Below are 8216 nucleotides of genomic sequence, written 5' to 3' on the forward strand. Positions count from 1 at the left end.
TCCTTTCATGTCTATGCTGCCACCAATCGCGTTGCAGCGCACCATAGTTGGGGACTCCGGCGGCCCGTCGTGCTGTCAGGACTCATTGAGCTGCGCTTCACCACCTGCACGTACGAGCAGCTGCGGTCGGCGTCCTGCCCTCCCCAGTACTGCGCGATCGCTGAAACAGTTGAACGTCGGGTCACCGCTGCAACGCGGGGATATGGCTCGTCAGGGAGTGCGGTCGAGTTGAGCGCCGTCGAGACAGAGAAGGTGCCAGCTGTAGCTGGCTGGCAGCCTATGGCCACGAAGGTATTCGTTCGCCCTATGACGGGGTGCCCGTGCCGTCAGAATCGGTCGCCCCGTCTCCGCCAGTCCAGCAGCCGCACGGCGGGGCTCCGCGAGGATGGACCAGGCGGGTCCTCTTCTACTCACGGAACCGGCGGCGCGGCCCATCTCCACCGCGACGCCAGACGCCCCGCCGCGACACGGCCGTACCCCCGTCGGCACCTGCCGACGGGGGTACGCATCTCTCACGTCGCTCTCACCAACACCGCGGACGCTCCTGGATCACAGCGACGTGACCTGCACTTACGTGCCTTCCCTGGACCACCCTGGACCGCACAAGACACGATTTACAACCTGTGCCAGGTGGGACCGTCAGCTCGGAGCCGCCAACTCAACACAGCAACGTTCCCAGGGCCTGAATTGATCAAGATCGAGACAAGTTCGATCCATCACTCCCGGCTGGGTCTCCACGGTCACCGTGTTCACAGTCCGTGAGTTGCTGCCGTTGAGCCACCAGCACACGACGCATTCGCTGGCCGTGGACAGCTCCTCTTGCTGTGGCAGCCCACAGCGGCTTGACCGGACCGCAGCGCCACCATTCGTCGGCCAGACCGTTCACCCGAGGGGCATCCCGGAGCCCGGTCGCCTCAACCGACAGCCGAATCGACCTGACACCCAATCAGGAAAGTCAGCATTAAGTCAGCATCCGTCCTGGCACACAAGGTCAGACGCGGGCACAGATGGGAACGCCGGTCCAGCGGAAGGCCTTCCTCTGAGGCACTCTCAGCCGCTTCCAGACCTCCCCCGCCCACAGCAACGACGCAGGCATGATCGGGCACACCTCGAAAGCCACGAACCCGTAAGAACCCGCAGCTCAGCGCACACGTCCACGCGGCTTCAGGGGCACAGCGGGCAGTGCGGGAGCAGGGAGCGGCGCACCGCCATAGCCACGTACGGTGCCGAACCGTTCACCATTCATCCAGTCCTCGCGGGCCTGCGTGATATCACCTTGGGTTCTGGCCACGAAGTTCCACCACATGACGATCTCCTCCTCGAAGGGCTCACCGCCCACGAGCATCAGGCCGGCGTCCGATTCCGCGCGCAGCGGGAGTTCCGTGCGGCCGCAGCCGAGGTAGAGCATCGAGCCCGGCAGGACGGGTACGCCGTCGACCTCGGCCTCGCCGGACATCGACAGCACCGCGTACTCGAAGTCGGGGTCGAGCGGGAGGCGCGCCTCGGCTCCCCGGCTCAGGGCCAGGTCCGCGCCGACGATCGGGGTGTACGCGGTGCCGGGCGAGGTCGCGCCGTCGAGGTCTCCGAGGATCACGGTGGCGGTGAGGCCCGGGGCGGTGACCGTCGGCAGGTCGGAGTGGTGCTGGAAGTGCGGCTCGACGTCGCGGTGGGCGTCCGGGAGCGCAACCCAGAGCTGAGCGCCGTGCAGCAGCGCGGCGTGCGACCTGGGGCTCTCCTCGGAGTGGCTGATCGCCCGGCCCGAGGTCATCAGGCCGAGTTCGTACGGGCGGATCGTCGCCAGGCTGCCGAGGCTGTCGCGGTGCAGGACCTCGCCCTCGTGCAGCCAGCTGACCGTCTGCAGGCCCATGTGGGGATGGGGTGGCACCTGCATGCCGGGCTCGTCGGTGATGTCGTCGGGGCCGTAATGATCGACGAAGGCCCACGCACCGACCATGCGGCGGCCCAGATTGGGCAGCAGTCTGCGCACTTCGGTGGACTCCCCGAGCTTCACCCGGCGCGGGGTGAGGAGTTCACGTACCGGTTCGGCGACGACGAAGCCGCGCCCTCCACAGACGGAGGGCGCGGCCTGGCGATCGAGATTGCTCATGGCGCTCAACCTATTCCCGTGCGGGTCGGGGCGGGCGTCGCCCACGCCGAAAATTTAGTGGAATGTTAAACCATATCTTGGTGTTGTGGCGATTGGACGCGTACGGGACCGGCCCGGCGGCGTACCTCGACCGAAGAGGACGGATGAGCGACACCTACTACGAGTTCGGTACCGCCGCCGAGCGGTGGGAGCGCGCACAGTTCTTCTTCGGGGCGAAGGAGTACATGGTCGCCGCCCGGATTCTGGGCGGGCTCGTCGAGGAGGCGCCCGAGCAGGTCGCGCCGCGGTTGCTGCTGGCCAGGGCCTACTACCACTCGGCGCGGCTCGGCCGGGCCGAGACGGAGCTGCGCGCGGTGCTGGAGCTCGATCCCGTCGAGTACTACGCACGGCTGATGCTCGGCCGCACACTGGAGCGGCAGGGGCGCCGGACGGAGGCGGCCACGCACCTGCGGGTGGCGGCCGCGCTGTCCGGGGACTTCACCCCGACCGGCGGCGCGTAGCCGCAGGCCCCGGGAAACGCCGGAGGCCGGTGAACCATTGGGTACGGGCGGGCCGCGGCCGGAGGATATCCGGGTGCGGCCCGTTCCTGGCGCGTGATAGTCAGCTGAGTCATGACTGTTCTCGGCACGCCACGCCTCCTGCTCCGCCCGATAAGCGTCTCCGATGCCGAGCACGTGGTGGAGGGCCTGCCGCCGGACGGCGTCCGCTGGGCAGCCGGGTACCCCTCCCCGGGCGAGCGGGCGGCGGCCGCGCGCTTCCTCAACACCTGTGCGGACACCGGGGATCCGAGCCCGTTCGGCTCCTACGAGATACAGCTCGGCGAGGACGGGCCGGTGATCGGCGGGATAGGGTTCCACGGCGTACCCGACGGGGACGGGCACGTCACGATCGGTTATGGACTCGTGCCGTCGGTCCAGGGCATGGGGTACGCCTCCGAGGCGCTCCGCGCGCTGCTGCGGTTCGCCCGCGCCCGGGGCGTCGCCTGCGTGCACGGGGACGCCGACCTCGACAACCTCGCGTCCCAGCGCGTCATGACGGCCGCGGGCATGCGTCTGGTGAGGCAGGACTCGCTCCTGAAGCACTACCGGATGGACTGGGACGACGCGGTGCGGCAGGAGTGAGGCGGGGCCGGAGACGGCTGAACCCGCCGGGATCGCACCCTGCGGGTTCAGCCGTACTCCGGCCCGGACCGTGTCCGCGTCGGTCAGCCTGCGGCGGTGGCGGCTCGTTTCGCCGTTCCGCTGCCGGCCGTGACCGCCCCGGCCCTCGGCACCAGCAGCCGTTCGGTGAGGTAGCCGAAGACCAGGCCGAAGGTGGTCCAGAGCGTGAACTGGACCGCGAGCGTGGCCAGCCGGAACTGCCACAGCAGGGTGGCCGGGAAGTCCTTTCCGACCTCGTTGAACGAGGGCAGGAAGGCGTACGCGAGGCCGATCAGCAGCACATAGCCGGCCGCTGCGGTGATCGTCGCGTTCCAGGCACCCGTGCGGGGAGCCAGCCGCTTGCCGAGGATGACGGCGACGACGGCCAGCAGCACGCTGAGAGCGACCATCAGGAAGAACAGCGCGGTGCGTTTGCCGATGGTGTCGGGGTTGCCGACCGCCGGCGGATTCGCCGGGTACTTCAGGAACGGCACGACGTACACGGCCAGCAGGGCAGCTCCCGCGATCAGCGCCGCCGTGGCCCGCGGGCCGAACCGGCCCATCCGGCCGAGCGCGTAGCAGAAGACGAGTGCGGCGATGCCGCCGATGGCCACTCCGAAGACGAGTACGCCGGTGGCGAGGCCCGCGGTGGACTGCACGGTGCGGCTGACGAGTTCCTCGCCGCCGCCGTGGTCGTGGCTGTGCGCCTCTTCGAGGGCGATGGCCGCGTCCACGCGGGACTCACCGAGGCAGTAGGCGACGATCAGCGCGAGCGCGCCCGCGACGAGGCCGGCCAGCATGCCGCGGACCAGTAGAGCTCTGACAGATATGGAGTTCATGAGGGATTCCCCTGGATCAGCCCGGTGGGTCAGTGGCAGGGGAAACCGAGCAGGTGACGGCCGTCGTGGACCCACTCGTGCACGCCCGCGCCCGAGATGACGGAGGTGGCGCCCTGCTCGGCGCCGACGAAGTAGAGCAGGATCAGCATGACGACGCCGAAGAAGACCGCCCAAGGGGCAATGGCCTTGAGCGAGATGGGGGTGATGGCGGGTGCGCCGGTGGCGGGGGCAGCAGTCTGTGCCATGGCAGAACCTCCTGTGGGAACACGCGTCCCGATCGTGGTGCCTGAGACGAAGGTGCTGGGTCTGACTTACCGCACAGGTACGGGTTCACAGTGGCGCGACCGTGCCGGATTCTCACCGGACTTCCGTCACACCCTCGTCATGTCGTCGCGACCATACCGTCTGGGCGCGGGCGCCGCCATGGCGCCACCCGGGGCACCCCGGGGCCCGGATGCCGTGGTGTGCTTGACCAAGTGGGCACAGTTCAGGGAGTTGAGAGCGGTAATGACGGTACGGGTGATGTTGATCTCACCGGCGATGAACGCCGCGCTGCGCGAGGCCCGGTTCGCCGGCGACGCACCACTTGACGACTCCGGGCTCCGGCAGGCCCGGGCAGCCGCGGACGCGGTGTCGGCCGCGGGCAGGCGCCTGCGGGGACCGTCCCTGCGCTGCGCCACCACCGCGGACGCGCTGGGACTCCGGTGCCATCCCGAACACGCCCTGCGGGACTGGGAGATGGGCCGCTGGTCCGGCGCGCGGCTCACCGAGGTGAGCGCGGACGAGCCGGATCGGGTGGCGGCCTGGCTGGCGGATCCGTCCGCCGCTCCGCACGGGGGTGAGTCGCTGCTGGAGCTGTGCGCCCGAGTGGGCGCATGGCTCGACTCCTTGCGCGGGAGTGACGACGGCCCGGTGCTGGGGGTGGCCGAGCCTGCCGTGATCCGCGCCGCGGCCGTCCACGCACTGGACCTGCCGCCGCAGGCCTTCTGGCGGCTGGACGTGGCCCCGCTGACGGTCACGGAGCTCAGCGGCAGGTCGGGGCGGTGGAACCTGCGCTGCGGCCGGCCGCTCGCGGCGGAGCCGGAGACCTGACGAACGGACCGAGGGGCTGTGGGTTCGGTGTGTGCAAGAACTGTGGTCCGTACGGAGCCTTGACACGGTCTTGGTTCACTTCTTAAATCACGTAGTGAACTAAGGCCTCAACTCCCCCACGTGGCCGCCATGGCCCCACTTGTCATATGCATGGCGAGTCGCTTTTCCTCCGTCCTGTACGGAAAGGAAATTCCATGAGTTCCCCCCACCTGACCAGGCGCCTCCTGGTCTCGGCACTTTCGGTGCTCGCCCTCGTCTCGGCCACCTCCGGCTTCGCCTCCGGCGCCCCCGCACCGTCTCCCGCAGCGCAGGGATCCGTCACGGCCCAGGCGCCCGCCGCCGCGACGTTCACCGACGACTTCGACGGCGCCGCCGGTTCCGCCGTGGACGGCGGCAAGTGGCAGACCGAGACCGGTGACAACGTCAACAACCATGAGCGGCAGTACTACACGGCGGGCAGCAGCAATGCCGCGCTGGACGGTCAGGGCCATCTGGTCATCACCGCGCGCAAGGAGAACCCGAACAACTACCAGTGCTGGTACGGCACCTGCCAGTACACCTCCGCCCGGCTGAACACCTCGGGCAAGTTCACCCAGACCTACGGCCACGTCGAGGCCCGGATGAAGATCCCGCGCGGCCAGGGCATGTGGCCCGCCTTCTGGATGCTCGGTGACAACATCGGACAGGTCGGCTGGCCCAACTCCGGCGAGATCGACATCATGGAGAACGTCGGCTTCGAACCCTCCACCGTCCACGGCACCCTGCACGGCCCCGGCTACTCAGGCTCCGCGGGCATCGGCGCCGGATACACCCTCCCCGGCGGCCAGGCCTTCGCCGACGCCTTCCACACCTTCGCCATCGACTGGGCACCCGACTCCGTCACCTGGTCCGTCGACGGCAACGTCTACCAGCACCGCACCCCCGCCGACACCGGCGGCAACACCTGGGCCTTCAACAAACCCTTCTTCCTCATCCTCAACCTCGCCGTCGGCGGCTACTGGCCCGGCGACCCCGACAACAACACCACCTTCCCCCAGCAACTCGTCGTCGACCACGTACGCGTCACCACCAGCGACAGCCAGCCCCCGGCCTGAACGCCGCATGGTCCCGCCGGGCAGTCGGCCCGGCGGGACCATGCTGCCGACAAGAGATGCGGACGGGCTGGGCCGGGTCCCGGCCCGTCCATGAGCGCTACGCCCCCCGGTACGCCTCCAGCAGCCGCCGTGAAAGATAGACGTTACGAAGCCGTCAGCGCTGGATCAACCGGCTTGGAACAGGCCGTCCACGGCAGTACCAGCACCAGCGAACACGGGGGGGCGCCCAACTCGACCGTTCACCATCGGCCTGCGGGGCCCCTACTTCTTCGGTCAAGGGAATCGGGGCTGCGTCGAACCCTGGGGTCGGGCGGCATGACGGTGCGGCTGATCCCCAGTCGTAGTGGCGGTCGCCCTTGAGGCCGTGGCCGGTGCGCATCCGCATCCAGGAGCGGGCCGGGACGCAGCCGGCCAGGGCGGTAGTGGTGAAGCCTCCGCCTTTGGTGTCCAGGCGGTGATCGGAGCGTACGGCCAGGGCATAGTCGAAGCCGGGCGCTCGGGCCCCGGCCCTCCAGATCAAGCGGCGGTGCGCCGACCGCAAGACCGGCAAGACCACGGTCAACGCCGTCACCAGCCTGACAGCCGAGCAAGCCGCCGCCCAGCTCGCCCGGTTCGTCCGCGACCGCCGGAGGATCGAGGCCCCGCACCACGTCCGCGACACCACCTTCGCCGAGGACGCCTCACAGCTGCGGACCGGCGATGCGCCCCGCGCGATGGCCACCTGGCGCAACCTCGCCATCGGAGCCCTCCGGGCAGCCGGGGTGAAGAACATTGCAGCCGGCCTCCGCCCCCACGCCCGCGATCCACACCGCCCCTCGCACTCCTCGGCCTCGGATGATCACGAACCGGACGTCACGCGACTACGCCGAAGCCCTGAGAGGCGGGGCGCTTGACCGGCGCGTGGGGGCGCAGCGCGATCTGTCTATGTCGCAGAGTCTGCGGGCGTACGCCGGCGGCTATCCGGATTTGCGCGGGTCGAATTAAGCGATACGCGCACAATAGGGGCACGGGGGTGGCCGAATATCTTCGTTGAGGGGGGGGTGGCATATGTCTCGAGCGACCCGCTTCCTGGATGCCCCATTGCGTACTCGCAAGCAATCGGCCGGATTAGCATCTTCGGTCATCAAGCGTCCTCTATTGTGATTGCGGTTGGGCGGGCGAATCCGGGGAAAACCTGGTGAGCTCGTCCGCTCGACGGCGATACTTCAAGGCCTGGCGCATTGCCGTCACATGTGACCGGGAGTGCACCGCGAGGGGTGGGTAACTCGGTGGTGTGGGCGCAGAATTCATTTGCGCCAGCATGCCTGAAGATCGCTGATGAACATGTCGTGGAAAGTGTGAGAACAAGTCAGGGGGCGGTAGTGAACAATCCTTTTGATGACGAGTCGGGGCGCTTCGTGACGCTGGTGAATGGTGAGGGGCAGTACTCACTGTGGCCGGCGCATATCGATATCCCGGGCGGCTGGAGCGTGGGAGGGCCGGAGGGGTCGCGCCAGGAGTGCCTGGATGCGATCGAGGCCGCATGGACGGACATGCGGCCCACCAGTCTGGTGCGGGAGATGGAGTCCGGCGCCGGATAGAGGTCTCCGCGCCGTCGAGGGTGTTGCGTGCCCTCAGTGGGCGGGTTCCACCAGTCCTATCTGATCGATTCTGCTCACATGCGAGCAGAATCGATCAGATAGGACTGGTGGTCGGTCATGTCGCGTCCCTGAATTATCATTCCACTCTCATATGGCTGTCTTGAATCATCGGCGGACTGCCGCGTGGTTCGTCTCTGACTCGTGAAGACAGCGAAGCGTCTTGCCGGTGGCCTGAGTCGGCAAGGATTCCGGCGGCGCCTGATGCCGTGGGTGCCGCGATGAACCTCCGCGATTTCAGCGGCCGGTTGTCGGCGGTGGGTGCTGTAGCGCCGCGCCCGGCTTCTGCCTGCCTTCTTCGTCCCCCC

The 8216-nt window shown here is 68.5% G+C and carries 7 protein-coding genes, 1 pseudogene and 1 riboswitch; of the genes and pseudogenes, 5 read left to right on the plus strand and 3 right to left on the minus strand.

Features of this window, described 5'->3' with window-relative positions:
- Positions 1 to 1141 precede the first annotated feature (1141 nt).
- Entirely contained in the window at positions 1142 to 2107 is a 966-nt protein-coding gene (locus OG322_RS01455; protein WP_123464990.1) for a pirin family protein, read from the minus strand.
- 143 nt (positions 2108 to 2250) lie between these two features.
- On the opposite strand from OG322_RS01455, the gene OG322_RS01460 reads away from it, so the two are divergent.
- Positions 2251 to 2607 (plus strand): tetratricopeptide repeat protein, encoded by a 357-nt coding sequence (locus tag OG322_RS01460; protein WP_123464988.1) that lies wholly within the window; start codon positions 2251 to 2253, stop codon positions 2605 to 2607.
- Positions 2608 to 2718: 111 nt separating this feature from the next.
- Positions 2719 to 3228 (plus strand): GNAT family N-acetyltransferase, encoded by a 510-nt coding sequence (locus OG322_RS01465; protein WP_123464986.1) that lies wholly within the window; start codon positions 2719 to 2721, stop codon positions 3226 to 3228.
- An 83-nt stretch (positions 3229 to 3311) separates the two neighbouring features.
- Here OG322_RS01465 and OG322_RS01470 read toward each other — a convergent pair whose 3' ends face one another.
- Together OG322_RS01470 and OG322_RS01475 are read right to left on the minus strand one after the other, a co-directional pair.
- Entirely contained in the window at positions 3312 to 4085 is a 774-nt protein-coding gene (locus tag OG322_RS01470) for a CbtA family protein (protein ID WP_329305922.1), read from the minus strand.
- A gap of 29 nt (positions 4086 to 4114) precedes the next feature.
- Positions 4115 to 4330, minus strand: a complete 216-nt coding sequence (locus tag OG322_RS01475; protein WP_123464982.1) for a CbtB domain-containing protein — start codon at positions 4328 to 4330, stop codon at positions 4115 to 4117.
- A gap of 45 nt (positions 4331 to 4375) precedes the next feature.
- Positions 4376 to 4469: riboswitch (adenosylcobalamin (AdoCbl) riboswitch) on the minus strand.
- Positions 4470 to 4592: 123 nt separating this feature from the next.
- Between OG322_RS01475 and OG322_RS01480 the strand changes: the two genes are divergently transcribed.
- From OG322_RS01480 to OG322_RS01490, 3 genes and pseudogenes are all read left to right on the plus strand, one after another.
- Positions 4593 to 5177, plus strand: coding sequence for a histidine phosphatase family protein (locus OG322_RS01480; protein WP_329305923.1), 585 nt, complete (start codon positions 4593 to 4595; stop codon positions 5175 to 5177).
- Between the two features lie 194 nt (positions 5178 to 5371).
- Positions 5372 to 6256 (plus strand): annotated as a pseudogene (locus OG322_RS01485) (glycoside hydrolase family 16 protein); the annotation flags it as partial.
- A 1376-nt stretch (positions 6257 to 7632) separates the two neighbouring features.
- Positions 7633 to 7851, plus strand: coding sequence for an MbtH family protein (locus OG322_RS01490; RefSeq protein ID WP_123464976.1), 219 nt, complete (start codon positions 7633 to 7635; stop codon positions 7849 to 7851).
- The last annotated feature ends 365 nt before the right edge of the window (positions 7852 to 8216 follow it).

This window comes from Streptomyces sp. NBC_01260, from assembly GCF_036226405.1.
Taxonomy (GTDB): domain Bacteria; phylum Actinomycetota; class Actinomycetes; order Streptomycetales; family Streptomycetaceae; genus Streptomyces; species Streptomyces laculatispora.